At 40.3% G+C, this 25,524-nt stretch carries 25 protein-coding genes; 5 read left to right on the forward strand and 20 right to left on the reverse strand.

Translation table 11 applies throughout. The features are described 5' to 3' along the window. Positions 1-123 precede the first annotated feature (123 nt). A complete protein-coding gene (locus tag LG003_RS12745; RefSeq protein WP_112878693.1) occupies positions 124-738 on the forward strand; it encodes a helix-turn-helix domain-containing protein in 615 nt (204 codons plus the stop codon). Positions 739-1,026: 288 nt separating this feature from the next. Here the strand turns inward: LG003_RS12745 and LG003_RS12750 are convergent, their stop codons facing one another. Then, positions 1,027-1,599 (reverse strand): recombinase family protein, encoded by a 573-nt coding sequence (locus LG003_RS12750; protein WP_112878694.1) that lies wholly within the window; start codon positions 1,597-1,599, stop codon positions 1,027-1,029. Positions 1,600-1,696: 97 nt separating this feature from the next. Here LG003_RS12750 and LG003_RS12755 point away from each other — a divergent pair, with 97 nt between their 5' ends. Further along, the gene (locus LG003_RS12755; protein ID WP_240003009.1) at positions 1,697-2,689 is read left to right on the forward strand and encodes a pyocin knob domain-containing protein; all 993 of its coding nucleotides are present in this window, start codon (positions 1,697-1,699) and stop codon (positions 2,687-2,689) included. Between the two features lie 90 nt (positions 2,690-2,779). Beyond that, positions 2,780-3,040: a tail fiber assembly protein gene (locus LG003_RS12760; RefSeq protein WP_255566987.1), complete on the forward strand. Its 261-nt coding sequence runs from the start codon at positions 2,780-2,782 to the stop codon at positions 3,038-3,040. Between the two features lie 452 nt (positions 3,041-3,492). Here the strand turns inward: LG003_RS12760 and LG003_RS12765 are convergent, their stop codons facing one another. The 17 genes from LG003_RS12765 to asnC form a co-directional block, all read right to left on the reverse strand. After that, positions 3,493-4,125: a tail fiber assembly protein gene (locus tag LG003_RS12765; protein ID WP_262980893.1), complete on the reverse strand. Its 633-nt coding sequence runs from the start codon at positions 4,123-4,125 to the stop codon at positions 3,493-3,495. Further along, the gene (locus tag LG003_RS12770) at positions 4,125-5,195 is read right to left on the reverse strand and encodes a phage tail protein (protein WP_262980894.1); all 1,071 of its coding nucleotides are present in this window, start codon (positions 5,193-5,195) and stop codon (positions 4,125-4,127) included. Before LG003_RS12770 ends, LG003_RS12765 begins: the two co-directional genes overlap by 1 nt. Before the next feature lie 622 nt (positions 5,196-5,817). After that, positions 5,818-7,647, reverse strand: a complete 1,830-nt coding sequence (gene glmS / locus LG003_RS12775) for a glutamine--fructose-6-phosphate transaminase (isomerizing) (protein ID WP_112878698.1) — start codon at positions 7,645-7,647, stop codon at positions 5,818-5,820. 107 nt (positions 7,648-7,754) lie between these two features. Next, positions 7,755-9,128 carry a bifunctional UDP-N-acetylglucosamine diphosphorylase/glucosamine-1-phosphate N-acetyltransferase GlmU gene (glmU, locus tag LG003_RS12780; protein WP_262980895.1) on the reverse strand — a complete coding sequence of 458 codons (1,374 nt, stop codon included), beginning with the start codon at positions 9,126-9,128 and terminating at the stop codon, positions 7,755-7,757. 129 nt (positions 9,129-9,257) lie between these two features. Continuing rightward, positions 9,258-9,680 carry a F0F1 ATP synthase subunit epsilon gene (locus LG003_RS12785; protein WP_011144452.1) on the reverse strand — a complete coding sequence of 141 codons (423 nt, stop codon included), beginning with the start codon at positions 9,678-9,680 and terminating at the stop codon, positions 9,258-9,260. Between the two features lie 21 nt (positions 9,681-9,701). Continuing rightward, positions 9,702-11,084, reverse strand: a complete 1,383-nt coding sequence (atpD, locus tag LG003_RS12790) for a F0F1 ATP synthase subunit beta (protein WP_011144453.1) — start codon at positions 11,082-11,084, stop codon at positions 9,702-9,704. A gap of 34 nt (positions 11,085-11,118) precedes the next feature. Next, on the reverse strand, positions 11,119-11,982 hold the full coding sequence (atpG, locus tag LG003_RS12795) for a F0F1 ATP synthase subunit gamma (protein ID WP_262980896.1): 864 nt from the start codon (positions 11,980-11,982) through the stop codon (positions 11,119-11,121). 58 nt (positions 11,983-12,040) lie between these two features. Beyond that, on the reverse strand, positions 12,041-13,582 hold the full coding sequence (gene atpA, locus LG003_RS12800; RefSeq protein ID WP_036814820.1) for a F0F1 ATP synthase subunit alpha: 1,542 nt from the start codon (positions 13,580-13,582) through the stop codon (positions 12,041-12,043). Positions 13,583-13,596: 14 nt separating this feature from the next. Beyond that, positions 13,597-14,130 carry a F0F1 ATP synthase subunit delta gene (atpH, locus tag LG003_RS12805; protein WP_112878702.1) on the reverse strand — a complete coding sequence of 178 codons (534 nt, stop codon included), beginning with the start codon at positions 14,128-14,130 and terminating at the stop codon, positions 13,597-13,599. 12 nt (positions 14,131-14,142) lie between these two features. Next, positions 14,143-14,613, reverse strand: a complete 471-nt coding sequence (atpF, locus tag LG003_RS12810; RefSeq protein ID WP_011144457.1) for a F0F1 ATP synthase subunit B — start codon at positions 14,611-14,613, stop codon at positions 14,143-14,145. A gap of 58 nt (positions 14,614-14,671) precedes the next feature. After that, on the reverse strand, positions 14,672-14,911 hold the full coding sequence (gene atpE / locus LG003_RS12815; protein ID WP_000429386.1) for a F0F1 ATP synthase subunit C: 240 nt from the start codon (positions 14,909-14,911) through the stop codon (positions 14,672-14,674). 53 nt (positions 14,912-14,964) lie between these two features. Further along, entirely contained in the window at positions 14,965-15,789 is an 825-nt protein-coding gene (atpB, locus tag LG003_RS12820) for a F0F1 ATP synthase subunit A (RefSeq protein ID WP_105397418.1), read from the reverse strand. A 30-nt stretch (positions 15,790-15,819) separates the two neighbouring features. Beyond that, entirely contained in the window at positions 15,820-16,197 is a 378-nt protein-coding gene (gene atpI, locus LG003_RS12825; protein ID WP_112878716.1) for a F0F1 ATP synthase subunit I, read from the reverse strand. 609 nt (positions 16,198-16,806) lie between these two features. Beyond that, positions 16,807-17,427, reverse strand: coding sequence for a 16S rRNA (guanine(527)-N(7))-methyltransferase RsmG (gene rsmG, locus LG003_RS12830; RefSeq protein ID WP_112878703.1), 621 nt, complete (start codon positions 17,425-17,427; stop codon positions 16,807-16,809). 13 nt (positions 17,428-17,440) lie between these two features. Beyond that, positions 17,441-19,330 carry a tRNA uridine-5-carboxymethylaminomethyl(34) synthesis enzyme MnmG gene (gene mnmG, locus LG003_RS12835; protein ID WP_112878704.1) on the reverse strand — a complete coding sequence of 630 codons (1,890 nt, stop codon included), beginning with the start codon at positions 19,328-19,330 and terminating at the stop codon, positions 17,441-17,443. A gap of 380 nt (positions 19,331-19,710) precedes the next feature. Next, positions 19,711-20,151 carry an FMN-binding protein MioC gene (mioC, locus tag LG003_RS12840; RefSeq protein ID WP_112878705.1) on the reverse strand — a complete coding sequence of 147 codons (441 nt, stop codon included), beginning with the start codon at positions 20,149-20,151 and terminating at the stop codon, positions 19,711-19,713. A 91-nt stretch (positions 20,152-20,242) separates the two neighbouring features. Beyond that, the gene (gene asnC, locus LG003_RS12845; protein WP_011144463.1) at positions 20,243-20,704 is read right to left on the reverse strand and encodes a transcriptional regulator AsnC; all 462 of its coding nucleotides are present in this window, start codon (positions 20,702-20,704) and stop codon (positions 20,243-20,245) included. A gap of 166 nt (positions 20,705-20,870) precedes the next feature. Here asnC and asnA point away from each other — a divergent pair, with 166 nt between their 5' ends. Continuing rightward, complete coding sequence (gene asnA, locus LG003_RS12850; RefSeq protein WP_112878706.1) at positions 20,871-21,863, forward strand: aspartate--ammonia ligase; 993 nt, start codon at positions 20,871-20,873, stop codon at positions 21,861-21,863. A 6-nt stretch (positions 21,864-21,869) separates the two neighbouring features. On the opposite strand, the gene viaA is transcribed toward asnA, so the two are convergent. Both viaA and ravA read right to left on the reverse strand, forming a co-directional pair. Then, positions 21,870-23,327, reverse strand: a complete 1,458-nt coding sequence (gene viaA / locus LG003_RS12855; RefSeq protein ID WP_262980897.1) for an ATPase RavA stimulator ViaA — start codon at positions 23,325-23,327, stop codon at positions 21,870-21,872. A 4-nt stretch (positions 23,328-23,331) separates the two neighbouring features. Next, positions 23,332-24,834, reverse strand: coding sequence for an ATPase RavA (ravA, locus tag LG003_RS12860; RefSeq protein ID WP_262980898.1), 1,503 nt, complete (start codon positions 24,832-24,834; stop codon positions 23,332-23,334). 264 nt (positions 24,835-25,098) lie between these two features. Between ravA and rbsD the strand changes: the two genes are divergently transcribed. Continuing rightward, on the forward strand, positions 25,099-25,518 hold the full coding sequence (rbsD, locus tag LG003_RS12865; RefSeq protein ID WP_262980899.1) for a D-ribose pyranase: 420 nt from the start codon (positions 25,099-25,101) through the stop codon (positions 25,516-25,518). Positions 25,519-25,524 lie beyond the last annotated feature (6 nt).

The following is a 25,524-nucleotide window of genomic DNA, read 5'->3' on the forward strand; positions in this document are numbered from 1 at the left end:
ATTGAAATTTATATGCCCATGATGCAATATCCCCTATCGGATCTAATAAATTTATTTGGGATCACTATAGCTCTTAATCAGAGGGCTTTGTGGAGACGGCAAACTCACTAAACTGTACTTTCAATGAAAAAAAACATAACTGAGATAAAAATGGGTGCAGATAGTGGAGGAAAGCAAGCTATCGAACGCCTTATCAGTGCATATAGTTTTAAATCACGTCAAGCATTGAGCGACCATTTAGGCGTGTCTAAAAGCACAATGGCAAACCGTTATTTAAGGGACAGCTTTCCAGCCGATTGGGTTATTCAATGCAACCTTGAAACCAATGCTTCATTGTTATGGCTAAGCACAGGACAAGGAGAAATGTTCCCTGATGGAGAAAAGAAAAAGGAATCTTTAAAAAACATTATTACCCCGAAAATACAACGCGTTAAATTGATTGGTGGAAAGCTGAGCGATGACGATCCAGTGATTTTAGATAATCAACTGATTGCCAGAGAAATAAAAAAACCTCTTATTGTCGATAACAATAAAACTTGGTATTTGCTAGATACAGAAGAACCTGATGTTCAAGATGGTTTATGGTTAATTGATATTGAAGGCATGCACAGCATTAAAAAAATTACAAGAATCCCAGTCAGTAAGATCCGAGTTTGTGATAACGATGTAACTTTTGACTGTGCAATTAATGAAATCAACTTTATTGGTCGCGTTTACCTAGTGATTTCCAGGTACTGACACACTTTTCAATTGTAAATAAATTAATTTACTTAGATGTGTAAATCCTATGCTGATGGCAATTCGTTACCCAAAAACGTCCAGATGCAGTGGATTTCATACACAATAGATTCTTTTGCTAGCAATAGCTGATTGTTAACTTATCCCATTGTTTCTTTATATCGTATAGTGCGGCGGAAGTTTTTTGTATAGAAAAGAAACGTGATATATTTTGGATAAATTAATAACCAATTAGCCTTGGATATTATGAATACAAAATTAAACATTTAACTAGCCGCACTGAAAATACTAATTTGATCGACAATTTGTTTTATTTACTGGAAAATATTTATATATTGTAGATAACGATATGTTGTAAATTAATGATAACTGTTTCCGTGTGTGGCCTTTTGCCAGCAATCTTGCTGCTTGTTGTTGTTCAACAAATGAAAGTGATACTGGTCTACCACCAATTCTCCCTTGGGCACGAGCAGCTATTAATCCTGCATTTGTTCTTTCTACGATTAATTCCCGCTCCATTTCAGCCAATGCACTCATAACATGAAAGAAAAATCGTCCCATAGAAGTACTGGTATCAATGCTATCAGTCAAGCTTTGAAAATGAATACCGCGTTCACTTAAATCGGAAATCAAAGTCACCATATTTTTTACGCTACGCCCTAGTCGATCCAATTTCCAAACGACTAGAGTGTCACCTTTTTTAAGTAGTTTTAAAGCTCGTTTTAAACCTGGTCTGTTGGATGTTTTTCCGCTAATTTTATCCTCAAAAATTTGTTCACAATTTATACTTATCAATGCGTTTCGCTGTAAATCACTGTTTTGGTCATTTGTTGACACCCGAACATAGCCAATCTTTGCCATATGTAACCCTGAATAATACCAATATAATACTATTATTATCGAAATTATCACGGATTGGCGAGTTTTTAAAAACCTTGGTTTAGTGGAAACGGTGGATTTGGCTAAGGGTGCAGTTCCAAACAACCGGAAAGTGAATGGAAAAATCCTATCTGAAGATATCAATATTACTTCTCAGGATATCTTTAGTGAGCAGGCGGTTTATTTGGGTGATCAGGCAAATTTGGATAACTATAAAATACCAGGGATTTATTACCAAGATTACAATATTTACGCTCAAAATGGTGCTAACTATCCTGAACCACTTGCCGGTTCACTTGTCGTTTTACAGGCTGCTGGGATCATTCAGCGTTATTTTGTTTATAACAGCAGCCGGGTATATACACGCAGCCAATATCACAATTTACCATGGACACCTTGGGCCCAAGAATATAACACGCTCAATAAACCCACTGCGTCGGATATTCAGGGTGAACCACGCTATACCACCACGATTGATCTTACTGGACTGAGTACTGAACGCTATTATCCGATTTGGTGGGACTTCCCACCAAATGTCGGAGCGAATTCTTGGTTAACGCTTCATAGGCCCTATCCATATGATGCAGAAAAAAAACCATTCGGGGAGGGCGTGACACATGTAGCCGGATTACTTACACAAATAGAAGGCGGAGAGCATCGGTGGGGTGGTGATGCACAATATTTAAATATTAAACGCATAAATCAAACCTATCGTAAAACAATAAAAGCGATCCGCTACACCATGATAAGCATCGCCAGACCCGTCGATGGTAAATATCCTCTCTATGGTGATGTTAAATCTGGTGATGTTGTAGGTTGTTATGTTTACAGTGGTTGTTATTTACGTGGTGGTTTAACCTATTTTGTGACCAGTAATTTCCAACCAATTCATTATTCACGTGAAGAAGGAGAGGTTGAAATATATCGGTGGTCAAATTCAGACCTTAATAGAGAAATTAAGTGGATGGTGAAATCGTTAGCCATCAATGATCCGTTATTAGGTGAAGAATATATTGATAATACAATACCTTACTCCCTAGAATATGACACGCTTTATCAAAAAAAACCATAATGAGGATATATGATAATATTAAATAGATTGGTAGATAAAAATGGCTATGAATATGTTAATGTGCCAGCTGAACCTCATCAATTAATCTCAATGGGTTTCAGTGCTCAAGAGGCTAAGGCATTATATCATCAGGCTATTATCGAACAGAAAAATAAAACCTATCACCGCCAACAATATTATTTATTAGAACAAGCTTCAATTAAAATGGCACCATTGCAAGATGCCATTGATTTAGGAATTGCTACTGATAATGAAATAACAATGTTGATGGAGTGGAAAAAATATCGCGTCGCGTTAAATCGAATGGATACCACGGCAAAAAATATTGAATGGCCAGAGCAACCAGAATAAAATGAATCATTTTTATGGTAATAAAAAATAGTAATTATTCATTAATTTGATTATGCATTTATGTCGCTCTTTATAAATACCTAACATGGTTGGGTATTTATATGATTTTTTATTTATTTAAATTCTTTGCTCTAAGTAATATCACCGATTTTAAAGCTATCAGTTATTCTTTCTGAAAAATGATTCTTTATAGTTTTTCTATTATTTCAGTGATTTTTATAGACTGATATAAAATATTAAATATAGTGTTGGAGGTTGAATTACAATAGCATATAAAGTTATGAAGTTAATTTTTTATTTTTCACTTAAAAATTCAGAGACATTTTATGAAAGAACAAAATAAAAATCTGTTAATAATTCTGATGTAAAGATATGGTTTCAGAAACGATAAACATCTATAATTTTGTTTATAAGTCTTAAATCTACGGCCTGAAAAACAGGCCGGTATTATTTTATTCTGGTTTTTCAGGCCAGTTAATATCTGGAGCTGAAGAAATATTAATCCGGTTCATTAATACAAAGTACTTTTTCCAATCTAGCAACAATAGCTTTTCTTTTTCTGAAGCCAGCTCAGTATCTACTGCATGTTGTAGCAATGCGACTGTTTCGTTTGCTTGTTGTAACAGTGTTACTCGCCGCTGCTCTGCCTGTTCAATTTGATTGTCTTTTACAGCAGCTTTATCAATTACCCACTTTTTACCATCCCATTTATCAAAATCAGTGGCAGGTTGCTTGAATGTCAGAAATTCTGGTAGTTCACCTAGAGCAGTAATTTCATATTGTGCTCGTGTCTGCTTGTTATAAGCTGTTTTTCCACGGTAATCAGGTACTATTTGCCAACAACTTTTATCTTCGCTGCGGTAAACAGCCATGTCATCAGAATCTGGAAGTTCTGGTGCGTCTGGATAGGAATAGGCAGGAAGTCCCACTCCTTCCATTAGATATTCTGGTCTGGTACCAATAAATTCTCTGGAATAAGGCTCTGCATGATAGATTGTTAACCAACCAGCCTTGGTTGCTAATCCATTATTTCCCAATATTGCGGATTCTGGTTCTAGGGAATATTTTTGTTTCTGTGTTGTCATTATGCTGCTCTCACTATGTAGTTAAATGCGATATTACGGGGACGTACTCTAAATGTAGATAATGAAACTGCACCACCAGGATTTAGTTGGGTCGAAAAATATTTACCGCTCCCGAATTCTGTTTCCTCAAAATCACTAGCCATAATTTCTGATGGATAATTACTTGAAAAACGATTAATAGGAGGAGATACCAATACTCCTATATTTGCAGAGGCAGCATGGGTGTAAAGATTAGGTAACTTTGTTGAATTCTGATGGGATAATATATCTCTCCCTGAATCAATACTTCTCCCATTATCCCAACCTCGAATAAATTCACCGCGTAGATCAGGGAGTGCACCAGAGGGATATGCTTCCCCTAATTTAGGGTATATAGATTTGTCAAACTGCTGACCACTACAAATAAGATAACCTGCTGGTGCGGTTGGTTTAGACCACGGTAGCGGAATACCAACAAGGATATCATCCTCTGTTAATATCTTACGTTTCCCCCTGAAGTTACCATTTTCATCGAAAGCGTAAGTAGAAACGCTGAATGCTTCTGAATATCCCCCGTACCCGAAAGAAAGCCCGCGAGCGTGCTGAGAGCTATCAACGTCAGGATGAGCTATATGAATTGCTAATGCCCCCAGATTATCAATTCCATTAGGCCTCAAAAATCCCGAACGGCCCAAATGACGTGAATTAGGATCATCATAATAGTTTGCAGTTTTAGCTAATATATAACCTGATGTTTTTGTATCCGTATTCAATTGAATAAATCGACTGTCAGACTCTGATTTAGAATAATGTTCATTAGCTATTGCAACATAGCCGTTCTTTCGAGGGAGTTGAACAACATTTATATTTGAGGAGTCAGACTCACGATATCCTATTGCACAAAAAGAATCTGCTTCATGAGAAGTGGTTTCTATGAAGACATATCGACCATCGCTTTTTGTTAGTGACAAACTGGAATAATTTCCACCTGTTTTAATATTGTGATTACCTGATATGAGTGATTCAGTTGAGTCTTTAGGAAGAGCGTTTTTCGCCAAATCCACCGTTTCCACTAAACCAAGATTTTTCAAAACTCACTAATCCGTGAGATTTCCGAAAAAATAGTTTCGTATCGGCACTAAGCAGGAGTATATATGGTGAAGATTGGCTATATTCAGGTGCCAATAAATGACCAGAACTGTGGTTTATGAAAAAATGTGTTGATAAGAGTAAATTATGAACTATTTTGGAGGATAAATTTGTAGCAAAAACAACCAATTGAAGATTTAATTTTATACTATACAACAAGCATTTATGAGATTTCATTTTGCATAAAATATAAATTTTATTTATATTAAATTCAACTATGCTAACTCTATTCCCAAACAAAGTTTAGGTCAGTTATTTTCAAGATAATCAGAAGTAAAATTAAATATGGACAGTAAACCCGAAGTTATAAGCTGAGAGTTCTATCAATAAAACGCCCGAATTTTTTCTGGAATCGCGCAGCCAATTGCAAAGTAGGTATTAAAATACAACTCCCCAATAGTTTGGATGGATATCTGGTTTCATAAATTTCGCCATAATATAACATTACAATGGCGTGATTTATTTTTATCGGCAAAAAAATAATGATAAATTTTCTCAGTTCAAAAAAAAGCCTCTGTATTTTTAATGTACAGAGGCTTGTTTCAACTTCTTATTATAAAACGATTATTCTACAGTCACTGACTTAGCCAAGTTACGAGGCTGATCAACATCAGTTCCTTTGATCAGAGCAACATGATAGGAAAGCAATTGCAATGGTACTGTATAAAATATTGGTGCAATCAGCTCTTCAACATGCGGCAATGGAATAATCTTCATTCCTTCACTATCGGTAAAACCCGCGTCCTGATCAGCAAAAACATATAGCAATCCACCACGAGCACGTACTTCTTCGATATTAGATTTCAGTTTTTCTAGCAGTTCATTGTTCGGAGCTACAATGATAACCGGCATATCTGCATCAATCAGTGCCAGTGGGCCATGTTTTAATTCACCAGCAGCATAAGCTTCAGCATGGATATAAGAAATCTCTTTTAATTTCAGAGCGCCTTCAACCGCAATCGGATATTGATCACCACGACCAAGGAATAAAGCATGGTGTTTGTCAGAAAAATCTTCCGCCAGCGCTTCAATAATTTTATCTTTCGATAACATGCTTTCGATACGGCTTGGCAGTGCATGTAATGCATGAACAATTTCTTGTTCCTGCTCTGCATCAACACCTTTCAAGCGTCCAAGGTAAGCCACCAGCATCAGTAATACTGTCAATTGAGTTGTAAACGCCTTAGTTGAAGCAACACCAATTTCTGCGCCGGCTTTGGTCATCAGAGCAAAATCAGATTCACGTACTAAAGAAGAACCCGCTACGTTACAGACAGTCAACGATGTGAGATAGCCAAGTTCTTTAGATAAACGCAGGGCTGCCAATGTATCTGCGGTTTCACCCGATTGAGACAAGGTGATAAGTAAGCTTCCTGAACGGCGCGCTGATTTGCGGTAACGGAATTCAGAAGCAATTTCCACATCACAAGGAATACCAGCCAATGCTTCAAACCAATAACGGGAAACCATACCTGCGTTATAGGATGTACCACAAGCAACTATCTGAATATGCTCTACTTTAGATAATAATTTAGCTGCGTTAGGACCAAGCTCAGACAGATCTACCTGCCCATGACTCAAGCGTCTTTCCAGAGTGCTTTTAATCGCCATTGGTTGTTCATAGATCTCTTTTTGCATGTAATGACGGTAGACACCTTTATCACCAGCATCATACTGAATATTGGATTCAATCTGTTCCCGCTCAACCGGTTTGCTCTGAGCATTAAAAATACGTACAGTACGGCGAGTTACTTCAGCAATATCCCCTTCCTCAAGGAAGATAAAACGACGAGTAACAGGCAATAGCGCCAACTGATCAGACGCCAGAAAGTTTTCTCCAACGCCTAGTCCTATAACCAAAGGACTACCCGATCTTGCAGCAATTATTGTTCCAGGATCACGGCTATCCATGATGACTGCACCATAAGCACCACGCAACCGAGGAATAACTCGTTGAATAGCTTCCAACAAAGTACCACCTTGTTTTTGTTCCCAATGAACAAGGTGGGCAATAACTTCTGTATCAGTATCCGAGATAAACTGATAACCGAGTGCAATTAATTGAACGCGTAATTCTTCATAGTTTTCAATAATACCGTTGTGAACAACAGCAATATAATCAGATACATGCGGGTGAGCATTTTTCTCGTTTGGTTCGCCGTGTGTAGCCCAACGGGTATGAGCAATACCTGTCCCACCAAGGACTGGCTGCTTACCAACCTCATCAGCAAGTACTTGTACCTTACCGACTTCACGCAGGCGAAACATATTTTTTTCGTTATCAACAACCGCCAAGCCGGCGGAGTCGTAACCTCGGTATTCCAAACGACGAAGTCCTTCAATCAGGATTTCTGCAATATCTCGTTGTGCTACTGCACCAACAATTCCACACATCAGTTTTATTCCTAAAAATAGGGCTGATGAAAGCCCTTTATATGTCAAGAGCCTGATTGTTTTCCGGTTTTTCCGGTCCCCGAGCCTGTAGAGTGGGGATTATTATTTTATTTTTTTTCTTTCACCGGGCGTTTCCACCCTTGAATATGTGTTTGTTTAGTTCTGCTTACAACCAGCTCATTTTCAGCGATGTTTTTTGTCACTGTTGTCCCCGCTCCGATTGTAGCGCCTTTAGCAACAGTCACCGGAGCAACAAGCTGAGTATCAGAACCAACAAAAACATTGTCACCAATAATGGTCTTAAATTTATTAGCACCGTCATAATTACAGGTAATAGTACCTGCACCAATATTTACATCACGACCAATGTCTGCGTCGCCAAGATAAGTCAAATGTCCAGCTTTAGAACCTTTACCCAGATAAGATTTTTTCATCTCAACGAAATTCCCTACATGGGCTTTTTCAGCGAGTTTAGAACCGGGACGCAAACGTGCAAAAGGCCCAACAGTACAACCAGTTTCCATTTCAGAATCTTCAACTATTGTATAGGGGCTAATAATAGAATCATCACCAATGATGCAATTCTTCAATACACAACCGGTACCAATCTGTACATTATTACCAAGGGCTACATTACCCTCAATAATGACATTAGTATCAATAACCACATCATGGCCGTGAATTAGTGTGCCACGTAAATCAAAACGAGCAGGATCCAACAACATAACACCCGCTAGTAATAATTGTTCCGCTTGTTCAGATTGATAAATACGCTCAAGAGCGGAAAGTTGAAGGCGGTTATTTACACCTTCCATTTCACTCAAGCGAGTTGGGTGCACCACTTCAATTTTTCGACCTTCTTTATAAGCTAGCGCAATCACATCAGTCAGGTAGTATTCACCCTGAACATTGTTATTATCCAATTGGGCCAACCAACGTTTTAAATCACTACCATTAGCAACCAGAATACCTGTATTTATTTCATTGATTTTACGTTGTTCTTCAGTCGCGTCTTTTTGCTCAATGATGCCCGTTACTTCTCCGTTTTCACGAACAATACGACCATAACCTGTTGGATTATCCAAAATTGCCGTTAATAAACCGATACCACCGTCAGGTTTAACCGCTAGCAGGCGTTCAAGGGTATCTGTACCAATAAGAGGCACGTCACCATACAATATCAAAATATCTTCATCATCAGCGAAATGTGGTGCTGCCTGCTGCATTGCATGGCCAGTCCCTAACTGCTCTGCTTGTAATACCCAATTTAGTGTTTGATCAGAAAGGGTTTGCTTCATCAGGTTTCCTCCATGTCCATAAACTAGATGAACATTTTTAGCCCCTAATGCCATTGCAGTATCAATCACATGCTGAACCATAGGTTTACCGGCCAGCAAGTGCAGCACTTTAGGGAGATCAGAGTACATGCGGGTTCCTTTACCCGCGGCAAGGATCACAACACTTTTTGCACTGTTAGACATAAGAAACCCGATAACTCCAATTTAAGAGAGAAAAGTAAACCTGTTTATAAGATAAATTACTACATATTTCGCAATACAAAAAAGCCAGTTAGCTCGCACCAACTGGCTTTTTTTATTTAACTGCCTGTATTACATCGCTTTTTTTGTTAACTCGATTACACGAAGTTTCGCAATCGCTTTAGACAATTCAGCTGATGCCTGAGCATAGTCAACATCACCGTGAGAATTACGGATGTGTTCTTCAGCTTTACGTTTAGATTCCAACGCCTTAGCTTCATCCAAATCTTTACCACGGATCGCAGTGTCAGCCAGTACGATAACGCCGCTCGGTTGTACCTCAAGGATACCCCCAGAAAGGTAAATGACCTCTTCTTCACCGAACTGCTTAACAATACGTACCATGCCAGGTTTTATGGCAGTCAGTAGCGGAGCATGTCCTGGGTAAATGCCCAGTTCACCTTCACTACCTGTCACCTGAATTTTCTGTACCAAACCTTCAAACATCCGGCTTTCAGCACTGACAACATTCAAATGGTAAGTCATTGCAGCCATGTCAACCTCCGGTCAGCCGTATTAAAGTTTCTTCGCTTTTTCCACAGCTTCTTCGATGGTGCCAACCATGTAGAACGCCTGTTCTGGTAAGTGGTCATAGTCGCCGTCTAAGATACCTTTAAAGCCACGGATAGTGTCTTTCAGGGAAACGAACTTACCTGGTGAACCAGTAAAGACTTCTGCAACGAAGAACGGCTGAGACAGGAAGCGCTGGATCTTACGAGCACGCGCAACTACCAGCTTATCGTCTTCTGACAGTTCATCCATACCCAAGATGGCGATAATATCTTTCAGCTCCTGATAACGTTGCAGGATAGACTGAACGCCACGAGCAACATTATAGTGCTCTTGACCAACAACCAATGGATCGAGCTGACGACTGGTAGAATCTAACGGATCAACCGCAGGGTAAATACCCAAAGAAGCGATCTGACGACTCAAAACTACGGTTGCGTCTAAGTGCGCGAAAGTCGTTGCCGGAGATGGGTCAGTTAAGTCATCCGCCGGTACATAAACAGCCTGTACGGAGGTAATAGAACCGGTTTTGGTAGAAGTAATACGTTCTTGCAGAACACCCATTTCTTCCGCCAGAGTTGGCTGATAACCTACCGCAGATGGCATACGACCAAGCAGCGCAGATACTTCAGTACCTGCCAAAGTATAACGATAGATGTTATCAACAAATAGCAGAACATCGCGGCCTTCATCACGGAACTTTTCAGCCATTGTCAGACCAGTCAGCGCAACACGTAGGCGGTTTCCTGGTGGCTCGTTCATCTGACCATATACCAGAGATACTTTATCCAGTACGTTAGAGTCTGTCATTTCGTGGTAGAAGTCGTTACCTTCACGAGTACGTTCACCTACACCGGCAAATACAGAGTAACCCGAATGCTCAATCGCAATGTTACGGATCAACTCCATCATGTTTACGGTTTTACCTACACCCGCACCACCAAACAGACCAACTTTACCACCCTTAGCGAATGGGCAAATTAGGTCCATTACCTTAATACCGGTTTCCAGTAGTTCTTGAGAGTTAGATAACTCTTCATAGCTTGGAGCCGGGCGATGAATAGCCCAACGCTCTTCTTCACCGATATCGCCTTTCATGTCGATTGGTTCACCCAATACGTTCATGATACGGCCCAATGTCGCTTTACCAACCGGAACCTCAATTGGGTGGCCTAAATCAGTGACACTTAAACCACGGCTTAAGCCATCAGAAGTACCCATTGCAATACAACGAACAACGCCGCCGCCCAACTGCTGCTGAACTTCCAGCACCAGCTTAGCTTCGCCGTTTTGAACCTCAAGAGCATCGTATACTTTTGGTACGGTATCTTGAGGGAATTCGACGTCCACCACGGCGCCGATTACCTGGATAATCTTTCCAGTAGCCATCTTGAATCCTCTACGTAATTCATAAACCTAGCTGTTAAACCGCGGAAGCACCCGATACAATCTCGGTCAGCTCCTGAGTTATGTTGGCCTGACGAGCTTTGTTATAAACCAACTGCAACTCTTTGATCAGGCTACCACCATTATCAGTTGCGGCTTTCATCGCCACCATTCGTGCGGCCTGTTCACTAGCCAGGTTTTCAACGACGCCCTGATAAACCTGCGATTCTACATAACGACGCAGCAGTATATCTAGCAACGCCTTAGGATCAGGTTCGTATAAATAATCCCAGGATTTCTTCTTCAGTGTTTCATCATCTCCGGCAGGCAGAGGTAATAACTGAGTAATAGTCGGTTCCTGGGACATCGTATTGATGAACTTGTTTGTCACCACATACAGTTTATCCAGACGTCCCTCATCGTATGCCCGCAGCATGATATTCACTGGCCCGATCAATTCAGACAGTGAAGGGTTATCTCCCATGCCTGTTACCTGAGCAACAACGTTGCCCCCAACAGAAGCAAAGAAAGAGGTAGCCTTAGAGCCGATAAGCGCCAGATCACACTGGACACCTTTATCAGACCAGTCTTTCATTTCTGAAAGCAGTTTTTTGAACAGATTAGTATTCAAACCACCGCACAAGCCACGATCGGTAGAAACAACCAGATACCCGACACGTTTGGTTTCACGCTCTTCAAGGTATGGATGTTTATATTCCAGATTACCTAACGCAAGGTGACCAATCACGCTGCGTATGGTTTCTGCATAAGGACGACTGGCCGCCATGCGATCCTGCGTTTTACGCATTTTGGACGCAGCAACCATCTCCATCGCTTTAGTGATTTTTTGCGTGTTTTGCACGCTGGCGATCTTGGTACGTATCTCTTTTGCGCCGGCCATTCCTGATTCTCCTCATTAACCAGACGGCCCATGTTTAATTAAACCGGGCCGAATAGTGTTACCAGGACTGAGTTGCCTTGAAGGAATCCAGCAGAGCTTTCAGCTTTGCTTCGATCTCTTCGTTGTAACCACCAGACTGGTCAATCTCTTTTAGAAGATCAGCATGTTCACGGTTGGCATATGCAAGCAACGCAGATTCGAAATCAATAACCTTAGCAATTTCGATATCTTCCAGATAACCACGTTCCGCAGAAAACAGAGACAACGACTGTTGTGCAACAGACATTGGCGCATATTGTTTCTGTTTCAGCAATTCAGTTACTTTTTGACCATGATCCAACTGCTTACGGGTTGCATCATCAAGGTCAGAAGCAAACTGAGAAAACGCTGCCAGTTCGCGATATTGAGCCAGAGCAGTACGAATGCCCCCAGACAATTTCTTAACGATTTTAGTCTGAGCAGCGCCACCTACACGGGATACGGAAATCCCTGGGTTAACTGCTGGACGAATCCCCGCATTGAACAAACTAGATTCTAAGAAAATCTGACCATCAGTAATTGAAATAACGTTTGTTGGTACGAATGCTGATACGTCACCTGCCTGAGTTTCAATGATAGGCAGGGCCGTCAGAGAACCGGTTTTACCTTTTACTTCACCATTGGTGAATTTTTCCACATATTCAGCATTAACACGTGCAGCACGTTCCAACAAACGAGAGTGCAGATAGAAAACGTCACCTGGGAATGCTTCACGTCCTGGCGGACGACGGAGCAACAGAGAAATTTGACGATAAGCTACAGCCTGCTTAGACAAATCATCGTAAACAATCAGCGCATCTTCACCGCGGTCACGGAAGTATTCGCCCATTGCACAACCCGAATATGGCGCCAGGTATTGTAATGCCGCAGATTCTGAAGCAGTTGCAACAACCACAATAGTATTGGCAAGAGCACCATGCTCCTCTAATTTACGAACAACGTTCGCAATAGTAGAAGCTTTCTGACCAACTGCGACATAGACACATTTTATGCCTGAGTCACGTTGGTTAATGATTGCGTCAATAGCCAGTGCTGTTTTACCCGTCTGACGGTCACCGATAATCAGTTCACGTTGACCACGACCGATAGGGATCATAGCGTCAACGGATTTATAACCAGTTTGTACCGGCTGATCAACAGATTGACGGTCGATAACACCTGGAGCGATCATTTCAACAGCAGAGAAACCATCATGCTCAACAGGGCCTTTCCCATCAATTGGCTCACCCAGCGTGTTTACTACACGACCAAGCAGACCACGACCAACAGGTACTTCAAGAATACGGCCAGTACATTTGACCTTCATACCTTCTGCTAAGTCAGCATACGGACCCATTACAACCGCACCTACGGAGTCACGCTCCAAGTTCAATGCGATTGCATAACGATTGCCAGGCAGTGCGATCATCTCACCCTGCATAACTTCGGCTAAACCGTGAATACGAATGATACCGTCGTTAACGGATACAATCGTACCTTCATTGTGAGCTTCACTCACTACATTGAACTGAGCAATGCGCTGCTTGATCAGTTCGCTGATTTCGGTGGAATTCAGTTGCATATGCTCCAGTCCCCTTAAGACTGCAAGACGTCTGTTAAGCGATCTAAACGGCCACGAATACTGCCATCGATCACCAAATCACCTGCGCGGACAACCACACCAGCAATAACAGACTTATCAATTTTGCAATTCAGCTTAACTTTGCGTAACAGACGTTTTTCCATCGCTACAGAAATTTTAGCCAGCTGTTGTTCTCTCAATTCGGTGGCAGAAATCACTTCAACATCAACGGTTGATTCAAGTGATGCACGCAATTGAATAAATTGCTGCAAAACTTCCGGCAACGCCAGTAAGCGACCATTTTCTGCCATAACACGAATAAAGTTCTGAGCATGTTCATCGACCTGTTCACCGCAAATTGCGATAAAGGTATTAGCTAATGTTTCCGATGCCAATGAACCGGAAAGCAGCTCACCAACTTGCTCATTACGAGTCACCTCAGCTGTGAACGCCAGCATATTCTGCCATTGTTCAAGCGATTGTTTTTCCACAGCAAAGTCAAAAGCTGCTTTGGCGTAGGGGCGAGCTACAGTAGCGAATTCAGACATGCCCCTCCCTCCTTACAGTTCAGCGACCAGTTTATCAACGATGTCGCTATTAGCAGCTTCATCCACGGAACGTTCGATGATTTTCTCGGCACCTGCGATAGCCAACATAGCGACCTGCTTACGCAACTCTTCCCGAGCACGCTTACGTTCGGCATCAATTTCTGCCTGAGCTTGCGTTACGATTCTGTTACGTTCCTGCTCAGCTTCCGCTTTTGCATCATCAAGGATCTGGGCTTTTTGTTTATTAGCCTGTTCAATGATGACCTGAGCTTCCACTTTCGCTTTCTTCATTTGGTCGGTCGCATTGGCTTGCGCTAAGTCCAGGTCCTTTTTGGCACGTTCCGCAGAAGATAAACCGTCAGCAATTTCTTTTTGACGTTTTTCTATGGCCGCCATGATCGGTGGCCATACGAACTTCATACAGAACATAACAAATAAGACAAACGCAATGGCCTGGCCGAGGATTGTTGCATTAATATTCACAGCACAATACCTCTTTTAAAATTAATGAGTTGACGTAGTTTCAGATTATTTCTACAAACTACGCGACAGCAAACATTACGTACAAGCCAAGGCCCACAGCAATCATTGGGATGGCGTCAACCAGACCCATAACGATAAAGAACTGTGTACGCAGAAGAGGGATTAAATCTGGCTGACGAGCAGCGCCTTCCAAAAATTTACCTCCGAGGATGCCGATACCGATCGCAGCACCGATTGCCGCTAGGCCCATCATTACAGCGGCAGCCATGTACAGCAGATCCATATTCAGGTTTTCCATGACAGTCTCCAGTTTGTTTCAGTTAAAACACAGTTAGTTATTGTGGTAAAAAATTAATGTTCTTCAGATGCCATCGACAGATAAACAATCGTCAGAACCATGAAAATAAAGGCTTGTAACGTAATAATCAGTATGTGGAAAATAGCCCAAGGCAGGCTCAGTAACCACTGCGACCACCACGGTAACAGACCAGCTATAAGAATAAAGATCAATTCACCCGCATACATGTTACCAAACAGTCGTAGACCGAGTGATACCGGTTTTGAAAGCAGGCTAACGCCTTCCAGAATTAAGTTAATTGGAATAAACAGTGGATGATTAAAAGGCTGTAAAGTCAGCTCTTTTGTAAAACCACCAATCCCTTTCATCTTAATGCTGTAGTAGAGGATGAGGACAAAGACACCAATAGCCATCGACAAGGTAATACTGACATCTGCTGTTGGCACGACACGCAGAGCAGGTAAACCAAAGAAATGTTCACCGATATAAGGGAGAAAATCGATTGGCAATAAGTCCATCACGTTCATTAATAACACCCAAACGAACACTGTCAGTGCCAAGGGGGCAATAACTTTGCTCTTGCCGTGATACATATCACGAACGCTGTTATCAACAAAACCCATGATCAATTCTATAGCAGTCTGAAGTTTGCCAGGTACGCCACTGGTGGCATTAACCGCAACCTTTCTGAATACATACAGAAATAAAATCCCTAATACGACTGAGAAAAAAAGCGAGTCAATGTTCAACGTCCAAAACGTTGCAGAACCACCAGAGTTGGGATCGACCAACTCAAAGGTACGTAGGTCCAACTGAAGGTTATTCAGGTGGTGGCCTATGTAGTCCCTTGCAGTTGAAACTTCTCCTGATGCAGACATGATGCCTCTTACCCTTTTATTGTTGAAAACCTAACCGTTTATCACAGCAGGTGCGATGATTTGCACAATCAGCACCGCTAAATAAGTTAAACCTAGTGGTGCAAACGCCGCTTTAAACACGCCTAAAGCAACAACCAGCACAGCTATTGTAATAATAACTTTCAACCCTTCGCCAACAGCGAAAGACCATGCAATACGTACAGAAACCTCTTCTTCTTTTGCTTTTTGAAAACTGGCAAACAGCATGAATATGGCATTAGGTAACCAACATGCTAACCCACCAGCAAAAGCAGAAGCGCCCCATTCTATACTTTTGGTACAAAAAGCCACACTGAGAACAACAAAAGTCATTAACTGCAAAAAAAGCAGCTTCAGTGCAATTTTACCGCTGTAAAGGGATACAGACATGACTTTTGTTTTCTCCCCTTGTACGCCTTGCATATCAGGTTTTGCTAAATGTTGTATAAAACTGCCTTTGCTTAAGAGTGTCAAGTGACAAAAACGTGCAAATTATACGGGCCACCAAAATGAATTCAATCCATAAGTAGCGAAAAGGTGAACAATTATTTAAATTTTTTATTTTAGTGCCAGATTGCAAGCTAATGATTGTCCTGATTTCTTGTTTTTAATAATTTCATACATTTCAGACTTAAATGTGATTTAAATCACATAAATTTTTCATTTGTTAATTATATTTAACATTCACAATAAATAAAAATAAAATACATTAATAATAAAATCAATTGGTTAATTTAATTCTATACAAAAGAGTGATTATATTATGACTTAAATCACCAAGCTAATTTTTAGCTAGTTTAAAAAAGTGAATCTGATGAAAAAATGCTTTATCTGATTTTTAAAGGTTCAACTATCTTAATATCAAGATAACGTTATTTTTATGTAATAACTCGGTAAATTAAAGCTGAAACGAGGCAAACCATAATTAACGATGCTGACTACAGTATAATTGTGCTCAACATCACTAATTATTTATAACTTTATTGACAAATAACAAAATCAGTTTGATTTAAGGATAACCAAATGACGTTGCCCTTCAAGTTCAGGAACATCTAATTTAATAACCGAATCGATAGAAATTCCCAAAGGCAACATAGTCAGCTCCTCTTCTGGAAGCACACCTTTAAGTGCATAGAAACGTCCATGAATAGGCTCAGGCAGATGACTGCACCAAGAGACCATATCTTGTAACGAAGCAAAAGCACGGCTTATTACGCCATCAAAAGGTGGTTCAGAAGAATACGCTTCAACCCTGCTTTGTACTGGTTCAATATTTACCAAATCAAGTTCATGTTGAACCTGACGCAAAAATCTCGCCCTTTTACCTAAACTATCCAGCAATGTGAAATGAGAATCTGGACGAACAATAGCTAACGGAATACCTGGCAACCCTGGACCTGTGCCCACATCGATAAAACGATGACCTTGCAAATAAGGGCTGACAACAATACTGTCCATGATATGACGCACCAGCATTTGCTCTGGCTCACGTACCGACGTGAGATTGTAAGCTTTATTCCACTTATTGAGCATATCAACATAGGCTACAAGCTGCTGTTTTTGCTGTAGTGACAATTCTATTCCTGCTTTGGTCAGCAACAATTCTAGTTTGTTAAGCATAATCAAGATCCTTTCAAGCACTGCGGCGCAATAATCCTTGTTTTTTCAACCACACAAGTAAAATTGAAATTGCCGCAGGTGTTACTCCTGAAATACGTGAAGCCTGACCAATTGAACTCGGTTTATGATCATTGAGTTTAGCGATAACTTCATTGGAAAGACCGCTAATTTGGCGGTAATCGAGATCAACCGGTAATGATGTGTTTTCATTACGTAGCTGTTTTTCGATTTCTTCCTGTTGGCGGGCAATATATCCCTCATATTTGACCTGAATTTCAACTTGATCAGCGGCTTGTGGTTCTTCAAGACCTGGAGAAAACAGAGGCAATGAAGTCAAAAGTTCATAGTTCATTTCAGGACGACGCAGTAGATCTTCACCATTAGCCTCTTTCGACAATGGCATTTTCAATATATTGTTTATGTCATCAAGATTATTTGAATTAGGGTGAATCCAAATATTACGTAAACGCTGGCGTTCTTGTTCAACCATTTCCACTTTACGGCAATAATGTTCCCAACGTGAATCATCTACCAACCCTAACTCATGGCCTTTTTCTGTTAAACGCAGGTCTGCATTATCTTCACGTAGCATCAAGCGATACTCGGCTCTAGAAGTAAACATACGGTATGGTTCTTTAGTCCCTAAAGTACATAAATCGTCAACTAAAACGCCAATATAAGCTTGATCACGGCGAGGGAACCAACTTTCTTCTTCTGAAGCGTAACGAGCTGCATTAAGGCCTGCCAAGAGTCCTTGAGCAGCAGCTTCTTCATAACCCGTCGTGCCGTTGATTTGTCCAGCAAAAAATAGACCGTGGATAAATTTACTTTCTAATGTTTGTTTTAGATCTCTTGGATCGAAGAAATCGTATTCTATTGCATAACCAGGACGAATAATGCGAGCATTTTCCATTCCTTTCATGGAGTGAACAATTTGCATCTGTACGTCAAATGGTAAGCTAGTAGAAATACCATTTGGATAGATTTCATTGCTAGTCAATCCTTCAGGTTCAAGGAAAATCTGGTGAGCATCACGATCCGCAAAACGCATGACTTTATCTTCGATTGAAGGACAATAGCGAGGACCGATCCCTTCAATGATCCCCGTATACATTGGGCTACGATCCAGATTATTGCGGATTACATCGTGGGTTTTTTCATTGGTATGGGTGATGTAACACGGTATTTGTTGTGGATGTTGTTTCACATTTCCAAGGAAAGAGAATACTGGCGTTGGATAATCACCTAGTTGTTGTGTTAACTGACTAAAATCAATAGTTCTAGCATCAATACGTGGTGGTGTTCCTGTTTTCAATCTGTTTACACGTAAAGGTAACTCACGTAAGCGCTGTGCCAACGAAATAGCAGGGGGATCGCCAGCCCTTCCACCACTATAGTTTTCCAAACCAATGTGGATTTTACCGTCAAGAAATGTTCCTACAGTTAAAACAACAGCTTTAGCTCTGAACTTAAGGCCCATACGTGTCACTGTGCCAGTAACTGTGTCATTTTCAACAATGAGATCTTCTACAGGTTGTTGGAAGATCATTAGATTAGGTTGGTTTTCCAATGCCATGCGTATAGCTTGACGATAGAGAACCCTATCCGCTTGGGCACGTGTTGCACGAACTGCGGGCCCTTTACTGGCATTTAAAGTTCTGAATTGGATACCAGCTTGGTCAGTTGCTTTAGCCATTAAGCCACCAAGCGCATCAATTTCTTTAACCAGATGTCCTTTACCGATCCCACCAATGGCTGGGTTACATGACATTTGGCCCAAAGTGTCAATATTGTGGGTCAGCAATAAGGTTTGACGGCCCATACGAGCGGCTGCCATAGCCGCTTCGGTACCGGCATGACCACCACCGATAATGATGACGTCAAATTGTTCTGGATAAAACATGGTGATGAACCTTTAGTTATAAAAATGCTCAGTGTTGCATTAAGGGAGGAGAATTCTACTCAAGTTTCGGTGATAGACCAAGTGGGTGAGATCACCGGTAATTAAAAGAAGATCTTTTTTATTTAAAGATCTGTTTATTAGATCTTTTATTAGGATCATGATCTTTTGTGGATAAGTTATTTTTCCTTAGAAAGATCATAAAGCTGTAAAGGATCATTTGTTGTGAATGATCCGTGATCCCACAAGGTATAAGCTGGGATCTAAATCGGTAGTTATTCACAGGGTGATCATTGTCATATAGTTATACTATGGATAACTACGGGTTAACCCCGGCTTTTTAGATAAGTTATCCACAATCGTTTGCTGCTTTTTTGTTCTTATTAGAGTGAGTTTGCCCAATTTTTAACCCATTCTTCTGCTGGATCTTCGGGGATCTCATGTTGTTGAATGTCAATTTCCAGACGATCACCGAGACGTTTAGCACCATTTTCTATCAATAGTTGGTCAAATGATCTTATTGCACCGCAAAAAGTATCGTATTCGGAACTACCAAGGCCAACAGCGCCAAACGTGACCTTGCTGAGATCAGGTTTTTGGTCAGAAATTTCTGCGGCCAATGGTTGTATATTTTCTGGCAATTCTCCTGCTCCATGTGTAGATGTGACGACTAGCCAGATTCCTTCTTGGGGAAGTTCATCTAAAGAGGGGCCATGTAGCATTTTAGTGGAGAAACCAGCATCTTCCAGAATTTCAGCCATATGTTCAGCTACGTATTCAGCACTGCCCATCGTGCTGCCGCTGATTAAGGTAATAGTGGCCATAGTGATCCCAACAGATTTCAAGAGCCGCTATTGTACGCTGTGAATCTATTGGGATCTACCTGTGGATAATGTGGTTATAACAAATTTTATTTTATGGCTTGATTGTTCGCATGATCGGGTTTTGTAAGGAGATCAGGGTTTCTGTTGATTGAATTTCATCGATAGTCTGTATTTTGTTGATAAGTACATCTTGAAGGGATTCAATTGAACGGCACATAACTTTAATAAAGATACTGTAGTGGCCTGTTGTGTAATAAACCTCAACTACTTCATCCAGGTTGTCTAGTTTTTTCAGAGCTGATGGGTAATCTTTAGCACTCTTAAGAATAATGCCAATAAAGCAACACACATCATAACCAAGTTGTTTTGTGCTGATATCGACTCTGGTACCGGTAATGATTCCTGCTTGCTTCATTTTTTCCACGCGAACGTGAATTGTTCCCGGACTGACAGCAAATTTCTTTGCTAGTTCGGCATAAGGTGTACGTGCGTTGTCCATTAAAGCGTGAAGTATGTCACGGTCTAGATTGTCGATCTGATAAATTTCTGCCATTTTCAGCCCCTTTTTTTAAGGAATTTTCATTTTTTTAATCTTAAAAATGAATTTTATGAATCATAAAGTCTATTTTTATTAAAGTATATTGAATTTATCCCTCATTTTATTGCTTAATGTTTCCAACAGGACATCAGGGCCACCTAAAAAATTAGAGAATAACATTATGAAAAAGTCGTTTATTAAAAAGCAGCAACAAATCAGTTTTGTGAAATCCTTCTTTTCCCGTCTGCTGGAAAGCAAACTGGGTCTGATTGAAGTACAGGGGCCAATCCTAAGTTGTTTGGGAGATGGTATTCAGGACAACTTGTCCGGCCATGAAAAAGCTGTTCAGGTAAAAGTAAAAACTTTACCGGATTCAACTTTCGAAGTAGTACATTCGTTGGCTAAATGGAAACGTAAGACACTGGGTCGTTTTGGCTTTCAGCCTGAACAAGGGCTTTACACTCACATGAAAGCATTGCGTCCAGATGAGGATCGCTTAACACCAATTCACTCTGTTTATGTTGATCAATGGGATTGGGAAAAAGTGATGGGAGATGGGCAACGCTCACTTGCTTATCTTAAACAGACAGTAGGTAAAATTTACGAAGCAATAAAAGAAACAGAAAAAGCTGTCAGCAAAGAGTTTGGTCTGGCACCGTTCCTGCCAGATCAAATTCACTTTGTTCATAGCGAAACGCTTCTGAGCCGTTATCCGGATCTGGATGCAAAAGGCCGTGAACGTGCTATTGCTAAAGAATTAGGTGCTGTTTTCCTCATTGGTATTGGTGCGAAATTATCTGATGGTCAATCTCATGATGTGCGTGCGCCTGATTATGATGACTGGACGACACCAAACAGCGATGGTTTTGTTGGTCTAAACGGCGACATCATTGTCTGGAACCCTGTTTTGGAGGATGCGTTTGAGATCTCTTCTATGGGTATCCGTGTTGATGCAGAAGCATTGGAGCGTCAGTTAGCACTGACTAGTGATGAAGAGCGTTTACAATATGATTGGCATCAAGCGTTACTCAAAGGCGACATGCCGCAGTCTATTGGTGGCGGTATAGGTCAATCCCGTTTAGTGATGTTACTGCTGCAAATGAAACACATTGGTCAAGTTCAGTGCAGTATCTGGTCACCTGAAGTACGCGAAACTGTAGAAGATATGCTTTGATTCAAGTTAGTGACGCCATTTTCGCAGTAAACGGCTTTTAAGTCCGGTATCAAAGTGCCAGATATGATCGAATGTCCGCATAATATCGGGCTTACCATATTGGGACATGGAGACCGCATGGAAGCGGTGTTGCTGATGCAGTTGCAGATTTTTTATCTGATGGATTAGTGAGTTCGGCAGACGCTGAGCAATGAAATCTGAGATAACAACAGCATCAGCATTTTTCCAACATTTTTCTTTCATTTTTTCTATTGTGCTTGTCAGACAAAAAGCGAGATCGGTCCCTCCTTTGAAAGTCTGGCTGAGAAAACGAATAGCTTGTTCTAGACCATCTGGTGAAGATAGTTCATAGTGCACAATTTCTGTTGTAAATAGCATGATATGACAGTTGCGATTATCAGCTAGAGCAATGCGTAACAGTGCTAGACAAAAGGCTTTGGCGCATTTTTCATTGAATTTCCCCATAGAACCGGAAGTATCTACACAAATAATAAATGGTCCTTGTGGTTTTTCTTCCTGGCTATAATGAGTGACTGGCCGTAATGTTGTTTTTTCTCGCCAGTTATCACCTTGTAAGCGATAGGTCAGGAGTTTTTTTTCCACTAATTTGCGATAAAACTCATATTCCAGATCTTCAATTCCTAATATCGCCAATTCTATTGGCAACAGGCGCAGAATATCATCACTTTGTCCGATACCATTTACCTGTTCAGGAACGGTATCGGGTGTTCGTTCGATTGTAGTAACTGGTTCGAAAGAATGGTTTTCTTGTGGTTTTGATTTTGCAGATTGGCTGCGTCCAAGTAATTGAGCTAATTTTTCCAGTTCCGGCTGCTGGCGAAGAAATTCACTATAGCGAATTAATAACTGATTATCATTTTGGGAATGATTTAACTGACTTTTACTCATATCCCATAGTCGTCCCGCTGCCCTATCATTTTCACTAAAAACAGGATCAAGATTACCGCTTAGTGTTAGCCTTTGTTGCAATTCTGCCAGTAGTTGCTCTTTTTCTTGTTCCAGTAATTGCTTATGGAAGGTTGTGGTTTGCAGGATCAAACTGATCCTCCATCGTTGAATAAATAGGATTTGTAATGTATTTGAATCGGCAATAGTGTTGGTTGCGAGTTTCCGTGCTTCTTCACTAAAAGGGGATTCAATTCGGTTCAGAGTTTCTAGAATATCGGGAAGTTTAAGGTAAAAATGATTTGTGTTGGCAGATAGTATTTGTTGATATAACTGAAATTCTTCTGCCAGAGTTGCAGGAATTAGCGCTTCTTTAATTCTTTGCTGTAAATCGTGTTTCCAGCCAGGAATATCCTTTAATAGCGCACGTTTTAAGCGAGGATGTTTTTCAAAAAAGATAGCTAACTGAGGTGAAGCTAAAAGCGTTAATATGATCTCTTCTATCATCTCCCCTTCGTTTATTGATAGTAAAAGATCAAGGGTTGTCAGACTAATCATTTAATTAGTTGCCTATTTTTATTTTCAACTGATTAATTTTATCGGCTAACTGGATAAAACTCTGCTCTATCGTAGCAAGCCAATGACTTTCAATAAACAGACATGGCTGATGCTGATTAAACAGTTGGTGTTGATGATGAATTTCTTGATTAACTTTTTCCAATCTTTCCAGCCACTCGTTGTTTTCTTCATTTTGCTGATGCTGATGATCTGGTAAATATAGCGTGGATGAACGGCGGCTGATATCAAAAATCTCTGGCTGATGTGCTGAATTAACTTCGGCTGCTATGTTTTGTGGAAAACCAATGCCGTTCAGACGGGCTGATAATTCTCTGCCTTTGTTTATCCAGATAATCAACGCTTTTTTTTCCAATTCAATGAAATTGACTTTAATATCATGGAGATGAAGAGGTGTATGTAGGAATAGAATCAATTTTTCTTCATTGATATGATCGGGTAGCGAGTATTGTATTTTACGTCCAAACAGACTGGTTTGTTTTTCCAGCTTTAACGCCTGCTGATCATTTTTATCCTGACGAGCTTGAGTCCATTGGTGATAAAGCGAATCAATTTGTTGAGATAATATTCTTTGCCGATATGCCTGTTCGGTCATGAGAGTATTCAAGTATTGGGGTAGTAATTTAAAAGAGTGAAGATCATGCCACAGGCAATCTTTCAGTAATATTAAATCAAGAGGTGATATCTCTTTTCTGCCATTGAAGAAAGCACTGGCTTGTAATAAATGAATGGCTTTCTTCCAGCGCCTATCTGAAACGTAAGGTGAATGTTCTGTTGCATCAAGTTGCTGACGTAGATGATAAATAATATCAAAACAACTATCTGGTAGAACTATTTTATCAACCTCTTTTTGCCATTGATGGAATTCTTCACTTGTTATTTGAATGTCTGCCGGAACAGGGTTATCATTTTCATTTTTGTGGCTAGTGAGTAACGCTCTGAAATTCTTTTTTTCTTGAATTTTATCCAGCCAGATACGAATTAGCATTCTGTCATAAAGTGCCTCCAGACCGTTATCTGCTTCAGGTAGCTCATTGGATGCTGTTATAAGTAATCGCATTGGAATTTTCTCTTCTGTATCCCCATTTCTGAATTTTCTTTCATTAATTGCAGTCAGTAGGGTATTAAGAATTGCCGGACCGGCTTTCCATATTTCGTCAAGGAAGACAATTTCAGTTTCAGGTAAATATCCGTTGGTTAGACGTTGATAACGTCCTTCTTCTTTCAGTGCCTGAATAGAAAGAGGGCCGAAAATTTCTTCAGGGGTTGAAAAGCGAGTCATCAGATATTCAAATGCTCTGGCATCACGAAACGCAAATTTCAATCGTCGGGCTATCAAACTTTTTGCGATACCTGGAGGGCCGAGTAGAAAAACACTTTCTCCACACAATGCAGCTAGCAAACATAAACGAATAGTCTGTTGTCTTTCATACAGACCACTTTCCAGATAGTGACTTAAGAAAACTATTTTTTCTGTTAATAATAGCATAATTCATACCAATATTATCTGTTGGATTAGATAAAACCTAATTAGCCTTCTCCATAGATTTTAATCATTATTTGTTGATGTAGACAATATTTACCTTAAAAATCGATTCAGCGTCAAATATTCAATAAGTTAACGTTTTTTTTCGTTTCTTTTATTATCGAAACGTTTCGATAGTGATCACATTTTTGTATCACTAATGTTGCATTTTAAATATTACTTTATATATTACTAAATAGCGAAACGTTTCGCTAATGGAATAAAAAAATGAAAAAAGGTGTATTACTTAATTCTGAAGTTTCAGCCGTAATTTCTCAGCTAGGGCATACTGACCAGATTACAATTGGTGATGCTGGATTACCAATTCCTTCTTTAGCCCAGCGGATTGATTTAGCGCTAACCCAGGGAATTCCCAGTTTTATATCCGTTCTTAATGTTGTTACACAAGAAATGCAGATTGAAGCTGCATTTTTAGCTGAGGAGATCATTGATCATAATCCTCTGATATATCAATTAATATTGACTAAAATTAAAGAGCTTGAGAAACAGCAAGGGAATTCAATTACCATAGATTATATTAGTCATAATATGTTGAAAGAGAAAACAGAGCATAGCCGAGCGGTGATTCGCACAGGAGAGCATTCTCCTTATGCCAATATTATCCTTTGTGCTGGTGCGACTTTCTGAGGTGAT

This window comes from Photorhabdus kleinii (assembly GCF_025384885.1).
GTDB lineage: Bacteria > Pseudomonadota > Gammaproteobacteria > Enterobacterales > Enterobacteriaceae > Photorhabdus > Photorhabdus kayaii.